Source organism: Noviherbaspirillum suwonense (genome assembly GCF_900182955.1).
Lineage (GTDB): Bacteria > Pseudomonadota > Gammaproteobacteria > Burkholderiales > Burkholderiaceae_D > Noviherbaspirillum_A > Noviherbaspirillum_A suwonense.
The window spans coordinates 388381-405731 of sequence record NZ_FXUL01000001.1; the positions used below are offsets into that span (position 1 = coordinate 388381).

A 17351-nucleotide genomic window follows, 5' to 3' on the forward strand; every position below is an offset into this window, starting at 1 on the left:
AAGTTAATGCAACAGCACGCGGCAAGCGCGGGCTAGTACCCCACCGTCTGCATCGACTCATGCCGCAACTGCGCATACAGCGCATGCCGCATCGGCGCGATCTTGCCATCCTTCACGCCGCCCAGCACCGCGCAGTCCGGCTCGCTGATGTGATGGCAGTTGTAGAAACGGCAGTTGCCCAGGTAGGGCCCGAACTCGGGGAAGGCGCGCTCCAGCATGCCTTCGGTCAGCTGGTGCAGGCCGAATTCCTGGAAACCCGGTGAATCGATGACCGAGCTTTCCTTGTCTATCCAGTAGAGGCGGGTGAAGGTGGTGGTGTGCTTGCCGGTGTCGAGCGCAGCGGAAATTTCACGCACCGCGATGTCGGCATCGGGCACCAGCAGGTTGATCAGCGAGGACTTGCCCATGCCGGACTGGCCGATGAAGATGGAAGACTGCCCATGCAGCACCGGCATCAGCGTGGCAACGGCCGCCTCGGGCGCGGTGCGCGCCGAGACTTCGTGCACCTGGTAGCCAAGGCCGGCATACAGCGCGAGCCGCTTGCGGGTTTTTTCCAGGGAGGCGGTGACGTCGGTCTTGTTAAGGATGATATGGGCCTCGACCCCGGCGGCGTCGGCCGCCACCAGCGCGCGCGAGATCAGGTCGTCGGCAAAGGCCGGCTCGGTCGCCACCACGATCAGCAGCCGGGTCACGTTGGACGCCAGCAGCTTGGACTTGTACTGGTCGGAGCGATAGAGCAGGGTCTTGCGCTCCTGTATGCCTTCGATCACGGCCTGGTTGGCCGAGGTGAGCTTGAGCGTCACCACGTCGCCCACGGCCACGTCGCTGCGCTTGCCGCGGGTGACGCACTGCAGCCGCAGGTCACCCGCCTGCGCCATGTAATGACGGCCATGGGCCGCGATGATGATGCCGGTGTCCGCGCTCATGCGCGCGCCACGCGCTGGTCGTACAGGGCGTCGACCTTGGCGGCGCAGATGAAGTCATTGTCGGACAGGCCGCCCTTTCCTTCATTGACCGAGTGCGTGTCGTAGCGGACGACGCAGCGGTTATAGGTGACGGTGAGTTCGGGATGATGGTCTTCGCAATGACTGACCCAGGCCAGCGCATTGACGAAGGCCAGCGTCTCGTAATGGTCCTTGAAGGAAAAGGCCCGCACCAGCTTGCCGTCCTGCACGGTCCAGTCCGGCAGCAGCGCCAGCATGCGGCCGATATCTTCCGGCGTCGCGGCCGGCAGCACGGCCTGGCAGCGGCGGCTGGTCAGCAGCGCGGCCCTCATGCCGGCCTCCCGTTGGCCAGCAGCCGGTTGATGCGCACCGTGGCGGGCGGATGCGAGTCGTAGAACGCCGAGTGCAGCGGGTCGGGCGTCAGCGTCGACGCATTGTCTTCATACAGCTTGACCAGCGCCGACACCAGGTCCTGCGCATTGCTGTGCTTCGCCGCGAACGCATCCGCCTCGAACTCATGCTTGCGCGAGGAAATCGAGGTCAGCGGCGAGAACAGGAAGGTAAACACCGGCAGCACCAGCATGAACAGGATCAGCGCCATCGCGTCGTATGGCAGGCCCGGTATCGGGTCGACGCCCAGGCCCGCATAGAACCAGACCTGCTTCTTCAGGTAGCCCAGCAGCGCCAGGAACGCCAGCGACAGCGCGAACATCATCGCGATGCGCTTGACGATATGCTTGAGCTTGAAATGGCCCAGTTCATGCGCCAGCACCGCCTCGATCTCATGCGGCGCCAGGCGCGCCAGCAGCGTGTCGAAAAAGACGATGCGCTTGGCCGCGCCGAAGCCGGAGAAGTAGGCATTGCCATGGGCGCTGCGCTTGCTGCCGTCCATCACGAACAGGCCCTTGGAGGCGAAGCCGACGCGCTGCATCAGGCTCTCGATGCGGGCGCGCAGACTGTCGTCGGCCAGCGGGGTGAACTTGTTGAACATCGGCGCGATCACGGTCGGGAAGAGCACCAGCATCAGCAGCTGGAAGCCGCTCCAGACGAACCATGCATACAGCCACCACAGGTCGCCGGCGCGCTCCATCAGCGCCAGGATCACCCAGACCAGCGGCAGGCCGATCACGGCGCCCAGCGTCACGCTCTTGACCATGTCCGAGACGAACAGCTTCGGCGTCATCTTGTTGAAGCCGAACTTCGCTTCCAGCACGAACTGGCGGTAGTACTCGAACGGCAGGTCGATGAGGCCCGAGATCACGGCGAAGGCGGCCAGCAGCGCGATCTGGTAGGTCATGCCGGGGCCGGTCAGGTTGACGATGGCGACCGACAGCCATTGGAGGCCGCCCAGCAGGGTGAAGCCCAGCAGCACGACGGTATTGACGAACATGGTCAGCAGCGAGAAGCGGCTGCGCGCGACGGTATAGTCGGCTGCCTTCTGGTGCGCGGCCAGCGGTATCTTCTCGGCAAACTGCGGCGGCACCGCGCCGCGATGGGCATGCACATGGCGCACATGGCGCCACAGCAGCCAGCAGCGCAAAGCCAGCGTGGCAAGCAGAAACGCGATGAACAATATGGAAAAGCCGTGTGTGGACATGCTATGCCTGTGAGAAAATGCGGACAAACCGGAGGAAACGCAAATTATGTCACAAGCTACCCAAGTCGACGGGCAGGCCGCCATTCCGGCGCGGCCGAATGAATTCAACCTTGTCTGGATCGATATGGAAATGACCGGACTCGATCCCGACACCGACCGCATCATCGAAGTCGCCGCGGTCGTCACCGACGCCAACCTCAACATCCTGGCCCAGGGCCCGGTGTTCGCCATCCACCAGCCCGACGAGATACTCGACGGCATGGACGCCTGGAACAAGGGCACGCACGGCCGCTCCGGCCTGATCGACCGGGTCAAGGCATCCACGATCACCGAGGCCGATGCCGAAGTGGCGCTGGTCGATTTCCTGCGGCACTTCGTCCCGCCCGGCAAGTCGCCGATGTGCGGCAACACGATCTGCCAGGACCGCCGTTTCATGGCGCGCGGCATGAAGAAGCTGGAAGCGTTCTTTCATTACCGTAACCTCGATGTGTCCACGCTGAAAGAGCTTTGCCGGCGCTGGAAACCCGAGCTGATCAGCGGCTTCAAGAAACACCAGAAGCATACGGCGCTGGCCGATATCATTGAATCGATCGAGGAATTGCGCTACTACCGCGAGCATTTCATCAAGGAGTAGGCTGGGCGAAATAACGGTCAGCCGCCATCGCGGCCGGTAGCGAGCAAGTGCGTCATGTCCTGAAATAGGAACTTTTCAACAGTCACTATTTTTTTGGAGCGCCATGATTATCCCTGCCTTCATCTGCGATGCGATCCGCACGCCCTTCGGCCGCTACGGCGGCATGCTTTCCACCCTGCGCACCGACGACCTCGCCGCCATTCCGCTGGCCGCGCTGATGGTGCGCAATCCCGACGTCGACTGGGAACAGCTGAGCGACGTGCTGCTCGGCTGCGCCAACCAGGCCGGCGAGGACAACCGCAATGTCGCCCGCATGGCCGCGCTGCTGGCCGGCCTGCCGGTCGGCGTGCCGGGCGCCACTATCAACCGGCTGTGCGGCTCCGGCATGGACGCGGTGGGCAGCGCCGCGCGTGCGATCCGCGCGGGCGAGGCGACCATGATGATCGCCGGCGGCGTTGAATCGATGAGCCGTGCGCCGTTCGTCATGCCCAAGGCCGAGACCGCGTTCTCGCGCCATGCCGAGATCCACGACACCACGCTGGGCTGGCGCTTCGTCAACCGTTTGCTGCAGGCCGAGTACGGCACCGAGTCGATGCCGCAGACCGCCGAAAACGTCGCCCGCGAATTCGGCGTCGACCGCGAGGCGCAGGACCGCTTCGCGCTGGCGTCGCAGGCCAGGGCGGCGCAGGCGCAGAAGGACGGCGTGTTCGACGAGGAAATCACGCCGGTGACGCTGGCGCAGAAGAAGGGCGATCCGCTGATCCTGACCGTGGACGAGCATCCGCGCGCGACCTCGCTGGAGGCGCTGGCGGCATTGCCGCCCATCGTCTCGGCGGACGGCACGGTCACCGCCGGCAATGCGTCTGGACTGAACGACGGCGCCTGCGCGCTGCTGCTTGCCTGCGAAAAGACGGCCTACAAATACCAGCTCAAGCCGCGCGCCCGGGTGCTGGGCATGGCCTGCGCCGGCGTGCCGCCGCGGGTGATGGGCATGGGCCCGGCGCCGGCGGCGCGCAAGGTGCTGGTGCAGACCGGCCTGACGATGGACCAGATGGATGTGATCGAACTCAATGAAGCCTTCGCCGCGCAGGCGCTGGCCGTGATGCGCGACTGGGGCCTGCAGGACGACGACCCGCGTGTCAACCGCCACGGCGGCGCGATCGCGCTGGGCCACCCGCTGGGCGCATCCGGCGCACGCCTGGTCGCCACGGCGGTCAACCAGCTGCATGCAGGCAAGGGCCGCTTCGCGCTGTGCACGATGTGCATCGGCGTCGGGCAGGGGATAGCGCTCGTGCTGGAGCGGGTGTGACAGTGGGAGTCAACAGGAGGCGGCTACGGCGTCACCGGCGTTGCGCCTTGACATCGCCGGCGTGAACGCCTGTCAGCCGCCCTGCTTCATCAGCGCCACCAGCTGGTCGAGTGCGACGTTCCAACCCTGTTCGAAGCCCATCGCCGCATGGGCCGCGCATGCCGCCTCGGTCGCGTGCATCACGCGCGCATGATAGCGGGTGCCGCCGTCGGGCATCGCTTCCAGCCGCAGGTCGACCACGAACACGAAGCCCATCTGCTGGTCGTCGGACGGCGGGTTGGGCCGGTAGCCGGGGCCGAGCGCATTGGTCCATACCAGCCGCTTCTGCGGTTCCACCACCAGGTAAGCGCCGGCATTGGCCGGCATGTTCTGCCCCTCGGGGGATTGCATCACGGTGCGGAAGATGCCGCCAGGGCGCAGGTCGATCTCGCATTCCACGACCTTCCATGGCCTCGGGCAGAACCACTGCATCAGCACATCGGGGGTGGTCCAGCCGCGCCACACGTCGGCGACCGGCACGTCGATCTCGCGCACCTGCTGCAAGTCCAGCTTCGGGTCAAAGTCCATCGCATCGTCTCCTCGTTGATCTGGACGCCATGATGCCCTCGGCCTGCGGCGCTGACAAGAGGCGCCAAACCTTGACCCGGCGGGCCGGGTAGCACGCCGCTGCGCCGACCTCGTCGCCCTGGGTGTGCGCCGTAGGCAGCGTGCGCGATGCGCACCGCTACCGTGACGAACGGGATCCAGTAATAAAAATGGCGGACCGAAGTCCGCCATTGGGCGTGCCTGACGTCAGGCCGGCAGCTTACAGCGGCGCCGGCTCGATGGTTTCCGGCGAGGTGGCTGCGATGCCGTCGATCGACACCGGCTCGGTGTTGTCCGGGCTGGTGCCGATCAGGGCCAGGACCTGCGTGAAGAACGCGTCGGTCGCGCCGGCGTTGGCATCCTGGCCGCTATTGCCGTGGTCGTTATCGTTCGAGCCGCCGCAGGCGCCGAGCGCCAGCGCCAGCAGCAAGGCGCCCCCGGTCGCATAAAGTCGCTTGTTGGTCATCGTGATTCTCCTGGGCCTAGTTATTGAAGGAGCCGGACAGCGGCGCCGTCAGGTAGGGGAAGGCCGCCTGGTAGTCGGCCGCGGTCTTGCGAACGCCGTCGGTCAGCGCAACGCCGCCCACCGGTGCATCGGACGGCTTGCAGCCGACCTGCAGCGCGTCGGCAGCGCCGGTCAGCGTGCACAGCGCGCCCATCGCCACGCGCAGCGACAGGTCCACCACGTCATCCGCGGGACGGCGGCCGTTCGGGAAGCCGGCATTGTCGCCAGCGGCCACGCCCAGCGGGTTCTGCGATGCGGCAGGGGTCGCGGCGATCGCCGTGTTCAGGCGCAGCATTTCCGATGCGACCACGTTCTTAGGCTGGTTGACGCCGGCGATGCCTTTCAGGAACACGGTCACCAGGTCGGTGCGCGGCAGGTTGGTCGGCGCCTTGGCAACCGGGAACAGCGTCTGCAGCAGCGCCGGCAGGGTCGGGTTGGTCACGTAGTTGATGAACTGCGCGTCGTTGCTCGGCTTGGATGCATTGAAGCGGTCCTTGTCGTCCATCCCGATCACGACTTCATTCACCAGCGGCATGCCCAGGCGCGAGACCTGGGTCCATGCGCCGCCTTCCTTCGTCGCATTGTTCAGGCCCGATGCGGGCGTCGGGTTGGTCAGCTTGCCCTGGCGCACGCTGGCGGTCGTGTAAGCGCCGATCACGGAATCGCCGCCGGCCGCGAGGCAGGCAATTGGCACTTCCAGTGCGATGGTGCTGACGTTCTTGTTTTCCAGGTCGTTCTTGTTGCCGCCGACTTCAGCGCCGAGCGGGTTCAGGTTGACCAGGTCGAAGATCTTGCCGACGGCAATATAGAACGGCTCCTTGCGCTGGCCGACGAACACGCGGCCGTTGCCGCAGCCGGGGATGGCGACGCTGTACACGTGCTGGTTCGCATAGGCGTCATAGCCGCCCGGGAAGGACTTCTCGCCGATATTGTCGACAGGCTTGATGAAGGTGGTGCCGCCGCCGCTGAGGTTGGTCAGGCTGGAGCGGGAACCGCTGCGGCGGTCGCCGCGCACCATGTCGATGGTGTAGGACTCGCGCACGTTCAGCGCGGCTGGGTCGACGCCGTTGATCGGGCCGGAATTGATCAGCGGTATCAGCACCTGCTTGTCGCCGATGGTCAGCGGGGTCCGCTTCGAGGTGCTCTTGAAACGGAACTGGAAGGTGATGTCTTCCTTGGCGTCGCCGTTATTGTCGACGTGCACTTCGTACAGCGCGTTCTGGTCGAACTGGTTGAAGTTGGGGCCGCCCTGCGGGTCCTGGAACGGGATGTAGTTGGCCAGCAGCGTGACGTAATCCTGGCGGCCGCTTTCATAGCTGCGGAACATGTAGAAATCGGTGCCGTCCACCTTGGGGGCGCCGGCGATGTAGGGGCCTTCCCTGTGGCTGGACGCGCCTGCGGGCAGGACGAAGGCGCCGGCCAGTGCGGTGGCAAGCAGGGTGGTCTTGAAGAGGAATCCGGTAGTAGCGCGTCGCATGTTATCTCCTGGGGTAAGGTCGTCAGATATGGTCATTCGGGCATCAACGAAAGCTGCGAATGATTGTATGGAGGCGCGTTACAAATGGATTCAACTTTCTACATGGCGTGTGCACATCTGTTGATGAAAACGAAATATGGTTATTCTTTCATCGATACTGGAGGTTACGCTCCGCAGCATTTCTTGTACTTCTTGTCGCTGCCGCACGGGCAGGGGTCGTTGCGGCCGGGCGGCGGCGCATCGTGCTTGACGGTGCTGATCGCCGACTTGCGCAGCGGCGCCCAGAAGCGGTGGATATGCGGGATTGCCGCCTCGATTTCCACCGTCAGCTTGTGGCACTTGCCGGGGTCGTCGACCAGCGCCATTTCCTCTTCCTCGATCTCCTCGGCGCCCAGCAGGTAGAACGGCCGCATCAGCGGCTCCAGCGGCGACTCGTAGATGGGCTGCCATTGCTCGACGCGCATTTCCATGCCTTCCCAGAAGCCCCAGGCCCATGCCTCGCCATCGAGCACGTTCCGGCCATTCCATTCGTGCTCGCAGAACAGCGGCTCGAATTCCTTGGGCGCGACCTCGAAGGTCATCGTCACCTCGTTCATGAAGCGCGCGATCAGCGCGGTGATGCGCTGCGCCTCCTTCTCGTTCTTGAATTCCGGCGCGTCCTCGGGCGTCGCGCCCCAGACCCGCGGCAGCCATTCGGCAAACGGCACCTCCTGCGGGCCAATCGCCAGCGCGGTCAGGAAACCATGCAGCGCATCCATGGTCATCGCGTCGTCGCCGCAGCGGTCGGAGAGAAGGAAAGCGTCGAGTTCGTTGAATTCCTTGTCGGAAAGCGGTTCATCCAGATGCATGATGGTCCAGGCGGTAAAAGGGAAAGGCGTAGTCTAACCGCTGGCACCGACTGAACGTACAATGGCGCCCATGACTCCAGCCTCCACCTCCTACGCGACCCTGTCGCCCGACATGGTGCTCGACGCACTCGACAGCGTCGGCCTGCGCAGCGACGGCCGCCTGCTCGCGCTGAACAGTTACGAGAACCGGGTCTACCAGGTGGCGATGGAAGAGGGCGCGCCGGTGGTGGCCAAGTTCTACCGGCCGGGCCGCTGGAGCGACGCGCAGATCCTGGAAGAACATGCGTTCGTCGCCGAACTGGTGGAACGCGAGATCCCGGTGGTGCCGGCAATGGGGCTCGATGGCGGCACGCTGCAGCATTTCGGCGGCTTCGCCTTCGCGGTGTTCCCGCGCCACGGCGGCCGCGCGCCGGAACTGGAAGACCGCGACACGCTGGAATGGATGGGCCGCTTCCTCGGCCGCATCCACGCGGTCGGCGCGCTGGCGCCATACACGCTCCGCCCGGCGCTGAACCTCGACACCTTCGGCATTGCGCCGCGCGATTTCCTGCTGTCGCATGATTTCATTCCGCCCGAACTGAAGGCGGCCTGGCAGAGCGTGGTCGAGCAGGCGCTGGACGGCGTGCGCGGCTGTTACCAGCGCGCCGGCGCGGTCGGCATGCTGCGGCTGCATGGCGACTGCCATGTCGGCAACGTGCTGTGGACCGGCGACGGCCCGCACTTCGTCGACTTCGACGACAGCCGCAGCGGGCCGGCGGTGCAGGACCTGTGGATGCTGCTGTCGGGCGAACGGGCCGACATGGTCAGGCAGCTGTCTGACCTGCTGGCCGGCTATGAGGATTTTTGCGAGTTCGACCCGCGCGAGCTGCACCTGATCGAGGCGTTGCGCACGCTGCGCCTGATCCATTATTCGGGCTGGCTGGCAAGCCGCTGGGACGACCCGGCATTTCCGGCCGCCTTTCCCTGGTTTAACACGCAGCGCTACTGGCAGGACCGCATCCTCGAATTGCGGGAGCAGGTGGCGCTGATGGCCGAGCCGCCGTTGTGGCCGGCCTGACATTTCGAGGAGCGCAATGACACCCATCCGTTTCGGCATCATCGGCGGCAGCGGCCTGTACAAGATGGAAGGACTGGAAGACATGCGGGAGATCGCGGTCGACACGCCCTATGGCGCGCCGTCCGACGCCATCGCCACCGGCACGCTGGACGGCGTCCCGGTGGCCTTCCTTGCGCGGCATGGCCGCAGCCATTCGACGCTGCCCGGCGACATCCCGTTCCGGGCCAATATCTGGGCGCTGAAATCGCTGGGCGTCGATTACCTGGTGTCGGTGTCGGCGGTCGGCTCGCTGAAGGAAGCGCTGGCGCCGCGGCACATGGCGCTGCCGGACCAGTTCATCGACCTGACGCGGCATCGCGCCGGCACCTTCTTCGGCGACGGCGCGGTGGCCCACGTGAGCCTGGCGCACCCGGTCTGCGCCGCGCTGTCGGCGGCGCTGGCGCAGGCGTTCGACGACTGCGCGCTGCCGGACGCGGTGCTGCATCGCGGCGGCACCTATGTCTGCATTGAGGGGCCGCAGTTTTCGACCTACGCCGAGTCGCAGCTCTACCGCTCGTGGGACGCCTCGGTGATCGGCATGACCAATATGCCGGAAGCCAGGCTGGCGCGCGAGGCCGAGATTGCCTATGCGACGCTGGCGCTGGTCACCGACTACGACTGCTGGCATGAGGGGCACGACGCGGTGACCGCGGACATCGCGATCGGCAACCTGATGCACAATGCGGCCAATGCGCAGCGCGTGCTGCGGGCCTGCATTGCGCGGCTGGCCGCGGCGCCGCCGGCGTCGAAGGCGCACAGCGCGCTGCAGCAGGCGCTGGTGACGCAGCCTGCGGCAATGCCGGAGGCGACGCGGGCCAGGCTGGCGCCGCTGCTGAAGAAGTATCTGTAAACCGATGAACCGAAGGGACGACGCGCGCAGCGCTTGGCGGCGACTGGCCGTCACGGTGCGTGCTGCCTCGCCTGATCCTGCTGCGATTTTCAACCCGACCTGACAAGGACCCGCCATGTCTCCCAGCATCAAGCGCCGCCTGGCCACGCTGCTACTGCTCGCGGCCGCACTTCCCCTGTCCGCCTTTGCCGACGACACGCTGCGCTTCGGCGTCGGCCTGTTCCAGCCTGACAAGGAAAAGAACGACGCCACCTATCGTCCGCTTGCGCAATACCTCGCGAAGCAGCTGGGCCGCAAGGTCGAGCTGCGCACGGTGGACAGCTGGGAAGGGCTGGCGAAGTCGCTGGCCAACGGCGAGACCGATATCGCGCTGCTCGGGCCGTGGGGCTATGTGCTGGCCAACGGCAATGCCGGCGCTCAGGCGGTGGCCACCATCCTCTACGACGGCAAGCCGACCTACCAGGCGCTGATCGTCACGCGCCCCGACAGCGGCCTCAACCGGATCGAGGACCTGAAGGGCAGGAGCTTCGCGTTCGGCGACAAGGGTTCGACCTCGGGCTACCTGATCCCGACGCACCAGCTGCTGAAGATGGGCATCAAGGACCCCGAAAAATTCTTCGGCAAGGTGGTCTATACCAAGCACCAGGCGATCGAGACCCAGGTCACCCGCGGCGAACTCGACGCCGGCGCCGACTACGACCGCAATCGCAATGCAATGATCGAGCAGGGGCTGATCAAGGCTGCCGAAAGCAAGGTCATCTGGACTTCCGCGCCGCTGCCCAACGATGCGGTCGCCGTCAGCGCCGACCTGTCGCGCGACAAGGCGCTGGTGGCGAAGCTGCAGGCCGCGCTGGAGCAGGCGGGCGCCGCGCTGAAGTCGGACCCGAAGCTGCTGCCGGCGCATTACACCGGTTTCGTGCGCAGCGACGACACGCTCTACAAGTCGATTCGCGACGCCGGGCTGGCGACCGGCAAGCTGCAGCCGCGTCCATGACGGCTGGCGCCGGCCGCGCCGTGCGGCTATGGCTGTTCGCGGCGCTGTACGGCATGCTGATCGTGGCCAGCGTCGTCAGTTTCGTGCGTGCCGGTGACCTGCAGTTCGGCCGCAAGCCGCTGCAGAACCTGGCCCGCACGCTGGACGAGCTGTCGCGCCCCAGTTTCATCGATGCGTGGCGCGGCGAGCGGGCCTTTGCCTATCGCGACGACAGCGGCCGCGTGCTGCGCGTCGAGGACCGGCGCGCGGCCGAGCGCGATTACCTGTGGGGCCTGCTGGAAGCGACCTGGACCACGCTGAAGGTGGCGACGCTGGGCTCGCTGATCGCGGCGGTGGCGGCGCTGCCGTTCGGCGTCATCACGGCCCGCAACATGCTGGCGCCGCGCTGGGCCGCCGCGCCGGCCCGGCTGCTGCTGGATGCGGCGCGCGCGATCCATGCGCTGGTGTTCGGCCTGCTGCTGGTCGGCATCATCGGCCTGGGGCCGATGGCCGGCATCCTGGCCATCGCCTTCCATTCGTTCGGCACCTACGGCAAGCTGTACGCGGAAGCAATCGAGACCGTGGACCGGCGGCTGATCAATGCCGGCCTGGTGCTGGGCATGACGCCGCTGCAGACGCTGGTGCATGCGCTGCCGCGCACCATGCTGCCGCAGGCGCTGGGCATCCACCTGTATATATGGGAATTCAACGTGCGCGACTCCACGGTGCTCGGCCTGATCGGGGTCGGCGGCATCGGGCTGCTGGTGTCGGAAGCGGTGTCGCTGTTCCAGTGGGGCCGGCTGGCCACGCTGCTGCTGGCAATCGTCGCGCTGGTGACCGCATTCGACCGGATCAGCCGCCGGGTCAGGGCCGAACTGGCGGCGCGGCACTGATGCCCGCGGCGCGATGTCTGCAACGGAATAATTCATGGACCGATTCATGGACTGAAAACATCGAAAGGCAAGGCGCGGCGGGTTGCGGACGCAGCCTCGCTTCGCACCGCGCAAACCGCTTTCACTGCACTGCAACACCGACACCCGTTTCGGTTTATCCTTGGCAATCGCTTTTACCCGGACTCTCTCCATGCGCGCTACCTTCCCCCTGCTGGTCGACACCGACTTCCCCGTTCTCAAGCGGCAACGACCCGACACGCTGCAGGTCAACCTGGGCTATACCTGCAACCAGAGCTGCGTGCATTGCCATGTCAATGCCGGCCCCAACCGGACCGAGCAGATGGAACGTGAAACCGTGGAGCAGGTGCTGGACGTGCTGCGCGCCGGCGGCATTACCACGCTGGACCTGACCGGCGGCGCGCCCGAGATGAATCCGCACTTCCGCACGCTGGTGGCCGGCGCCCGCGAGATGGGCGTGAAGGTGATGGACCGCTGCAACCTGACCATACTGGAAGAGCCGGGCTACGAGGACATGGCCGCCTTCCTGGCCGGGCACAAGGTGGAGATCGTCGCCTCGCTGCCGTGCTACCTGGAGGACAACGTCGACCGCCAGCGCGGCAAGGGCACCTTCGACACCAGCATGCGGATGCTGCAGAAGCTCAATGCGCTGGGTTACGGCAGCGACCCGGCGCTGCAGCTGCACCTGGTCTACAACCCGCAGGGCGCGGTGCTGCCGCCGCCGCAGGCGCGCCTGAAAGCCGACTACGACCACTTCCTCGGCGAGCAGTTCGGCGTGCGCTTCAACCAGCTCTTCACCATCACCAACATGCCGATCCAGCGCTTCGGCAGCATGCTGCTGTCCAAGGGCCAGTTCAACAGCTACATGCAGCTGCTGCGGGATGCGCACCAGGACGCGAACCTGAAGCAGGTGATGTGCCGCTCGCTGGTGTCGGTCGACTACCAGGGCTACCTGTACGACTGCGACTTCAACCAGATGCTGGGCATGCCGATGCGGCATGCCGGCGCTGGCCGCATGCACCTGTCCGACATGCTGGGCCGCGACCTGCAGGGCCAGCCGGTGGCGGTGGCCGATCACTGCTGGGGCTGCACCGCGGGCGCCGGCAGCAGCTGCGGCGGCGCGCTGGCGTGAGCGACGGCGCCGGCCGCAGCTGCCCGGCCAGCTATGGCTATGGCCCCGCCGTGTTCCGGCGCGCGCCGGACTTTGCGGCCGCCACGCTGTATGTGGTCGGCGGCCTGTACGGCAATCCGCAGGCGCTGGACCAGGTCGAGCGGATCGCCGCGCTGGAGCCGGACGCGACCCTGGCGTTCAACGGCGACTTCCACTGGTTCGACACCGACCCCGCGGTGTTCGCCGACATCAACCGGCGCGTGCTGCGCCATATCGCGCTGCGCGGCAATGTCGAGACCGAGCTGGCCGCCGCCGATGCCGGCTTCGGCTGCGGCTGCGGCTACCCGGACGACGTGTCGGACGCCGACGTCGACCGTTCCAACCGGATACTGGAACGGCTGCGCGGCACCGCGCTGACCCAGCCGCTGCAGCGCGCGATGCTGGGCGGCCTGCCCATGCATGCGCTGGCCCTGGTCGGCGGCGCGCGCATCGGCATCGTGCATGGCGATGCGCAGGCGCTCGCCGGCTGGGGCTTCGCGCATGACAGGCTCGATGCGGCTGACGCGCAGGCAGACCTGCTGCAGCAGTTCGCCAGGGCCAATGTCGACGTGTTCGCCAGCAGCCATACCTGCCTGCCGGCGCTGCGCCGGCTCGATGGCCAGGGCAGGGCGCATGCGGTGATCAACAACGGCGCGGCCGGCATGCCCAACTTTCTCGGCACGCACCATGGTGTCATCAGCCGCATCGCGACCACGCCGCCGCCGGCCGGCTTGCCGGTGCTGCATGAGCTTGCCTGGGAGGTCGGCGGACGCATGCTCCATGTCGCGGCCATCGCGCTTGCGTATGATCACTTGCGCTTCGAAGAACGCTTCCTGGCCGACTGGCCGGCCGGCTCGGCCGCGCATGCGTCCTACTTCGGGCGCATCGCGCATGGACCGGCCTACACGCCACGGCAGGCCTACCTCTAGCAAGTCCGGGCGATGCCGCCCAGGGCACGATAAAAACATCACCGTAGGATTCCATGAAAACCAGACGCCTGCTCCTGCTACTGCTGGCCGCCGCCGCGATTGCCGCCTTCTTCGTATTCGATCTCGGGCGTTACCTGAGCCTGGACGTGCTGAAGGCGCGGCAGGAAGCGCTGCAGGCCTATGCAGCGATGAATCCGCTGCGCAGCGCCGCGATCTTCTTCGGCATCTATGTCGGCGCCACCGCGCTGTCGATACCGGGCGCGGTCATCCTCACGCTGGCTGCAGGCGCGGTGTTCGGCTTGTGGCGGGGCCTGCTGATCGTGTCCTTCGCGTCGGCGATCGGCGCGACGCTGGCTTTCCTGGCGGCCCGCTTCCTGCTGCGCGACTTCGTCACGCGCCGCTTCGGCGACCGCCTCAAGGCGATCGACCAGGGAATTGCGCGCGACGGCGCGTTCTACCTGTTCACGCTGCGGCTGGTGCCGCTGTTCCCGTTCTTCCTGATCAACCTGCTGATGGGCCTGACCAACCTGCCGGCGCTGACGTTCTACTGGGTCAGCCAGGTCGGCATGCTGGCCGGCACCGCGGTCTATGTCAACGCCGGCACCCAGCTGGCGCAGCTCGAGTCGGTGCGCGGCATCCTGTCGCCTGGCCTGCTGCTGTCGTTCGCGCTGCTGGGCATCTTCCCGCTGGCGGCGAAGAAGGCGGTCGACATCTACAAGGCGCGCAAGGTCTATGCGAAGTGGCCGAAGCCGCGCAAGACCGATTACAACATGGTGGTGATCGGCGCCGGCTCGGCCGGGCTGGTGTCGGCCTACATCGCCGCGGCGGTGAAGGCCAAGGTTGCGCTGGTCGAGCGCCACAGGATGGGCGGCGACTGCCTCAACACCGGCTGCGTGCCATCCAAGGCGCTGATCAAGAGCGCGCGGCTGATGTCGCAGATCGGCAAGGCCGGCAATTACGGACTGAGCGACGCGCATGCGACCGTCGATTTCGCCGCGGTGATGGACCGTGTCCGGCATGTGATCGCCGAGATCGAGCCGCATGACTCGGTCGAACGCTACGCGGGCCTGGGCGTGGAAACCGTCGGCGGCGATGCCCGCATCGTGTCGCCGTTCGCGGTCGAGGTCACGCTGGCCGACGGCGGCAAGCGCACGCTCACCACCCGCAGCATCGTCATCGCCGCCGGCGCCCGGCCTTTCGTGCCGCCGATACCGGGCCTGGACCAGGTCGGCTGCCTGACCTCGGACACGCTGTGGGAACTGCGCGAACTGCCGCGCCGGCTGCTGGTGCTGGGCGGCGGGCCGATAGGCTGCGAACTGGCGCAGGCCTTTGCGCGGCTGGGCTCGCAGGTCACGCAGGTGGAGATGAGCGACCGGCTGATGGCGCGCGAGGATGCGGAAGTGTCCGAACTGGTGGCCGCGCGCTTCCGGGCCGAGGGCATACAAGTGATGACCGGGCACAAGGCCGAGCGCTTCCTGGTCGAAGGCGGCGAGAAGATGCTCATTGCGAGTCATGCGGGCGGCGAACTGCGCATTCCGTTCGACGCGTTGCTGTGCGCGGTAGGCCGCGTCGCCAATACCGCCGGTTATGGGCTGGAAGAACTGGGCATCCCGGTCACCAAGGCGCGCACGGTGGAAACCGACGACTACCTGCAGACGCTGTATCCGAACATATTGGCGGCTGGCGATGTCGCCGGCCCATACCAGTTCACGCACGTGGCCGCGCACCAGGCCTGGTATGCCGCGGTCAACGGCCTGTTCGGCCGCTTCCGCCGTTTCAAGGCCGACTACTCGGTGATCCCGTGGGCCACCTTCGTGGAGCCGGAAGTGGCGCGGGTAGGGTTGAACGAGCAGGACGCCAAGGAAAAAAACGTTGCGTATGAAGTGACCCGCTACGACATCGGCGAACTCGACCGCGCCATTGCCGACGGCGTCGCGCACGGCTGGGTCAAGGTGCTGACCGTGCCGGGCAAGGACAAGATACTGGGCGCGACCATCGTCGGCGAGCATGCGGGCGACCTGATCGCCGAATACGTGCTGGCAATGAAGCACGGGCTGGGCATGAACAAGCTGCTGGGCACCATTCATATCTATCCGACGCTGGCCGAGGCCAACAAGTACGCGGCCGGCAACTGGAAGCGCGCGCATGCGCCGGAGCGGCTGCTGGAATGGGTGCGGCGTTTCCATGCGTGGCAACGGGGGTGACCTCGGAATGCAACTATCCATAGTCGTGCCGGTGCTGAACGAGGCAGCCGGCATCGATGCGATGCTGCTGCGGCTGGCGACGCTGCGGCGCGACGGCGCACAGCTCATCGTGGTCGATGGCGGCAGCGAGGACGGCACGGCTGCGCTGGCAGCGCCGCACGCGGACGTCGTGCTGTCATCCCCACGCGGGCGGGCGTTGCAGATGCATGCCGGTGCGCTGGCGGCAAGCGGCGACGCGCTCTTGTTCCTGCATGCCGACACCGTGCTGCCGCCGCGTGCCGGCGAGTTGATCGCACAGGCGCTCCGCAACCGTGCATGGGGCCGATTCGACGTCGCGCTTGACGCCGATGGTCCGGCCTACCGGATGATCGCCGCGATGATGAACCTGCGTTCGCGGCTGACGTCGATCGCCACCGGCGACCAGGCGATCTTCATGCGACGCGCCTTCTATGAGGCAGCCGGCGGATTCCCACCGCAGGCGTTGATGGAAGACATCGCCTTCTGCAAGCGGGCGCGCCGGCTCGCGCGGCCCGCCTGCCTGCGCGACAGGGTAGTGACCTCGGCGCGGCGCTGGGAAAAGAACGGCGTCTGGCGCACGGTGTTCCTGATGTGGCGACTGCGGCTGGCCTATTTCCTGGGCGCTGATGCTGACACCCTGGCCTACCGCTACGGCTACCGGAGAAAACCGTGAGCGTCATCCACGTGGCGATCTTCACCAGGGCGCCTGTCGCCGGCGTCGCCAAGACGCGGCTGATACCGCTGCTGGGTGCGGAGGGCGCGGCCCGCGCGCAGCAGGCGATGACCTGGCACATGCTGGAAATGGCGACCGCGCTGCCCGGCGCCACGGTATCGCTATGGTGCGCCGGCGATGTGGCGCATCCCTTCCTTCAACGCTGCAGCGCCCACTTTCATGTCGAATGTGTGCCGCAGTGCGATGGCGACCTCGGCATGCGGATGGCGGACTGCCTGCGCCGCGGGCTGGCGCTGAATGAACGGGTGCTGCTGACCGGCAGCGACGTTCCGGCCATGACGACCACTGACCTGGCGCAAGCCGCAGCCGCGCTGGACCATGCGCGCATGGTGTTTACCCCGGCTGAAGACGGTGGCTATGTGCTGGTCGGCGCACGGCGCGGCGGCCTGGAAGCCGCTTGCTTCGACGATGTCATGTGGGGCGGCGCCGACGTCATGGCGCAGACACGGCAGCGCCTGGCGGCGCGCGGATGGCGCACCGGGCGCGACTGGCGCGAGATGCCCGCGCTGTGGGACGTGGACACGCCGGCGGATTTCGCGCGGGCGCTGGCGGAAACACGGTTGCGGGCAGGTCCGCCGTACTGATCCG

Annotated in this window: 18 protein-coding genes; 11 read left to right on the plus strand and 7 right to left on the minus strand. The window is 66.6% G+C overall.

Annotated features, from left to right (window positions below; genetic code table 11):
- Positions 1-32 precede the first annotated feature (32 nt).
- The 3 genes from rsgA to QOL82_RS01805 are packed head-to-tail and all read right to left on the minus strand — an operon-like array spanning position 33 to position 2541.
- Positions 33-926: a ribosome small subunit-dependent GTPase A gene (gene rsgA, locus QOL82_RS01795; protein WP_283440501.1), complete on the minus strand. Its 894-nt coding sequence runs from the start codon at positions 924-926 to the stop codon at positions 33-35.
- Entirely contained in the window at positions 923-1276 is a 354-nt protein-coding gene (locus tag QOL82_RS01800; RefSeq protein WP_283440502.1) for a 4a-hydroxytetrahydrobiopterin dehydratase, read from the minus strand. Before QOL82_RS01800 ends, rsgA begins: the two co-directional genes overlap by 4 nt.
- On the minus strand, positions 1273-2541 hold the full coding sequence (locus QOL82_RS01805) for a M48 family metallopeptidase (protein WP_283440503.1): 1269 nt from the start codon (positions 2539-2541) through the stop codon (positions 1273-1275). Before QOL82_RS01805 ends, QOL82_RS01800 begins: the two co-directional genes overlap by 4 nt.
- A 46-nt stretch (positions 2542-2587) precedes the next feature.
- On the opposite strand from QOL82_RS01805, the gene orn reads away from it, so the two are divergent.
- Entirely contained in the window at positions 2588-3175 is a 588-nt protein-coding gene (orn, locus tag QOL82_RS01810; protein ID WP_283440504.1) for an oligoribonuclease, read from the plus strand.
- Between the two features lie 103 nt (positions 3176-3278).
- Positions 3279-4484, plus strand: coding sequence for a 3-oxoadipyl-CoA thiolase (gene pcaF / locus QOL82_RS01815; protein ID WP_283440505.1), 1206 nt, complete (start codon positions 3279-3281; stop codon positions 4482-4484).
- Between the two features lie 72 nt (positions 4485-4556).
- Here the strand turns inward: pcaF and QOL82_RS01820 are convergent, their stop codons facing one another.
- From QOL82_RS01820 to QOL82_RS01835, 4 genes are all read right to left on the minus strand, one after another.
- Positions 4557-5051 (minus strand): SRPBCC domain-containing protein, encoded by a 495-nt coding sequence (locus tag QOL82_RS01820; RefSeq protein ID WP_283440506.1) that lies wholly within the window; start codon positions 5049-5051, stop codon positions 4557-4559.
- 238 nt (positions 5052-5289) lie between these two features.
- The gene (locus tag QOL82_RS01825) at positions 5290-5535 is read right to left on the minus strand and encodes a hypothetical protein (RefSeq protein ID WP_283440507.1); all 246 of its coding nucleotides are present in this window, start codon (positions 5533-5535) and stop codon (positions 5290-5292) included.
- A 16-nt stretch (positions 5536-5551) separates the two neighbouring features.
- Positions 5552-7051 (minus strand): DUF4331 domain-containing protein, encoded by a 1500-nt coding sequence (locus QOL82_RS01830; RefSeq protein WP_283440508.1) that lies wholly within the window; start codon positions 7049-7051, stop codon positions 5552-5554.
- 164 nt (positions 7052-7215) lie between these two features.
- On the minus strand, positions 7216-7899 hold the full coding sequence (locus tag QOL82_RS01835; RefSeq protein ID WP_283440509.1) for a UPF0149 family protein: 684 nt from the start codon (positions 7897-7899) through the stop codon (positions 7216-7218).
- A gap of 70 nt (positions 7900-7969) precedes the next feature.
- On the opposite strand from QOL82_RS01835, the gene QOL82_RS01840 reads away from it, so the two are divergent.
- From QOL82_RS01840 to QOL82_RS01880, 9 genes are all read left to right on the plus strand, one after another.
- Positions 7970-8956 (plus strand): serine/threonine protein kinase, encoded by a 987-nt coding sequence (locus tag QOL82_RS01840; RefSeq protein WP_283440510.1) that lies wholly within the window; start codon positions 7970-7972, stop codon positions 8954-8956.
- A 16-nt stretch (positions 8957-8972) separates the two neighbouring features.
- Positions 8973-9845: an S-methyl-5'-thioadenosine phosphorylase gene (gene mtnP / locus QOL82_RS01845; RefSeq protein WP_283440511.1), complete on the plus strand. Its 873-nt coding sequence runs from the start codon at positions 8973-8975 to the stop codon at positions 9843-9845.
- A gap of 115 nt (positions 9846-9960) precedes the next feature.
- A complete protein-coding gene (locus tag QOL82_RS01850; RefSeq protein WP_283440512.1) occupies positions 9961-10839 on the plus strand; it encodes a phosphate/phosphite/phosphonate ABC transporter substrate-binding protein in 879 nt (292 codons plus the stop codon).
- Positions 10836-11711 (plus strand): PhnE/PtxC family ABC transporter permease, encoded by an 876-nt coding sequence (locus tag QOL82_RS01855; RefSeq protein WP_283440513.1) that lies wholly within the window; start codon positions 10836-10838, stop codon positions 11709-11711. The genes QOL82_RS01850 and QOL82_RS01855 overlap by 4 nt, the downstream gene beginning before the upstream one ends.
- A gap of 190 nt (positions 11712-11901) precedes the next feature.
- On the plus strand, positions 11902-12861 hold the full coding sequence (gene arsS / locus QOL82_RS01860; protein ID WP_283440514.1) for an arsenosugar biosynthesis radical SAM (seleno)protein ArsS: 960 nt from the start codon (positions 11902-11904) through the stop codon (positions 12859-12861).
- The gene (locus QOL82_RS01865; protein ID WP_283440515.1) at positions 12858-13808 is read left to right on the plus strand and encodes an alpha/beta hydrolase family protein; all 951 of its coding nucleotides are present in this window, start codon (positions 12858-12860) and stop codon (positions 13806-13808) included. The genes arsS and QOL82_RS01865 overlap by 4 nt, the downstream gene beginning before the upstream one ends.
- 53 nt (positions 13809-13861) lie before the next feature.
- Positions 13862-16012, plus strand: coding sequence for a dihydrolipoyl dehydrogenase family protein (locus QOL82_RS01870; RefSeq protein ID WP_283440516.1), 2151 nt, complete (start codon positions 13862-13864; stop codon positions 16010-16012).
- Positions 16013-16019: 7 nt separating this feature from the next.
- Positions 16020-16703 (plus strand): TIGR04283 family arsenosugar biosynthesis glycosyltransferase, encoded by a 684-nt coding sequence (locus QOL82_RS01875; RefSeq protein ID WP_283440517.1) that lies wholly within the window; start codon positions 16020-16022, stop codon positions 16701-16703.
- A complete protein-coding gene (locus tag QOL82_RS01880) occupies positions 16700-17347 on the plus strand; it encodes a TIGR04282 family arsenosugar biosynthesis glycosyltransferase (RefSeq protein WP_283440518.1) in 648 nt (215 codons plus the stop codon). The genes QOL82_RS01875 and QOL82_RS01880 overlap by 4 nt, the downstream gene beginning before the upstream one ends.
- Positions 17348-17351 lie beyond the last annotated feature (4 nt).